The 1463-nt window shown below is 71.1% G+C and carries 1 protein-coding gene; it reads right to left on the bottom strand.

The window, feature by feature from the left end; translation table 11 throughout:
- Positions 1-1463: GH36-type glycosyl hydrolase domain-containing protein (locus AC1DYX_RS31095; protein ID WP_477266077.1), on the bottom strand; the 1463-nt coding region annotated here is incomplete at both ends.

Below are 1463 nucleotides of genomic sequence, written 5' to 3'. Positions count from 1 at the left end.
GGCCGATCCCGTGTACCAGCTCCAGCCGCCCCGCCCCACGTGCGGCGCGGCGGCGACCACGTCGGCCGTCATCACGTACGGCTCCGTCCTGTACGTGGCGCAGGCCTCGCCCGTGCCCGTGTGATGCACGGGATTGATCATGCGCGCCAGTTCCCAGGCGCGCTCCGTGTCGTCCAGGTGCGCGAAGGCCATCGCCGCCCAGATCGCCGCATGGGTGTACTGGCCGCCGTTCTCGCGCACGCCCGGCACGTAGCCACGGATATAGCCCGGGTCCAGCCGGCCCAGGTCGAACGGCGGATCGAGCAGCTGGACCAGGCCTGCGWCCCGGCGGACCAGGTGCGCATCGACGGCATCCATTGCGATGCGCGCCCGTCCGCGGTCGGCAGCGCTGGACAGCACGGCCCAGCTCTGCGCGATCGAATCGATGCGGCAAGAGTCGTTCTCGCGCGCGCCGAGCGGCGTGCCGTCGTCGAAGTACGCGCGGCGGTACCACTCGCCGTCCCACGCGTTGTCCTCGATGTTGTGCGCGAGGACCTGGGCCGCGCTGCGGCAGGTGGTGGCGAACCCGTAGTCGGCGCGGCGGTCGGCCAGGTCGGCGAAGCGGCACAGCACGTCGTACAGGAAGAAGCCGAGCCAGACGCTCTCGCCGCGGCCTTTGTCGCCCACACGGTCCATGCCGTCATTCCAGTCAGAGGTGCCCATCAGCGGCAGGCCGTGCGGGCCGAACACGAGGGCGCGGCGCAGCGCGCGCACGCAGTGCTCGTAGATGCTGGCCTGTTCGCGCGACTGGCCCGGCAGGTCGTACCACGATGCCTCGTCCTGCCGCAGTGGACGGCCCTCGATGAACGGCGCGATCTCGTCCAGCAGCGCATGATCGCCCGTGACGCCGACGTAGCGGTGCACGGCCAGCGGCAGCCACAGATAATCGTCCGAGCAGCGCGTGCGCACGCCGCGGCCCGTGGGCGGGTGCCACCAGTGCTGCACGTCGCCTTCGACGAACTGGTGGCCGGCGAACAGCAGGATGTGGTCGCGCAGCAGTTCCGGCCGCACGTGCACGGTGGCCATCGCATCCTGCAGCTGGTCGCGGAAGCCGTAGGCGCCGCCGGACTGGTAATAACCGCTGCGCGCCCACATGCGGCAGGCGATCGTCTGGTACATCAGCCAGCCGTTGGCGAGGACGTCGAATGCCGGCTCCGGTGTCTCGATGCGCACGGTGGACAGGGTGTCGTCCCAGAAGTCGCGCACGTGGGCCAGGTCGGCGGTGGCCGTGGCAAGTCCGCTGTGGCGCTGCACCATGCCGGAAGCATCCAGGTTGCGGCGCCCGCCCACGCCCAGCATGAACACGAGTTCCTGCCCGTCGCCCGGCTGCAGCTCGACGACGGTCTGCAACGCCGCGCACGGATCGAGCGCGGCCCCGGTGCGGCCGGACAGCGTCGTGCGCCCGAGCGCGGCCGGATCCGGAT

The organism is Massilia sp. P2_C2 (assembly GCF_056404615.1).
This window is presented reverse-complemented; position numbering and strand designations above follow the sequence as displayed.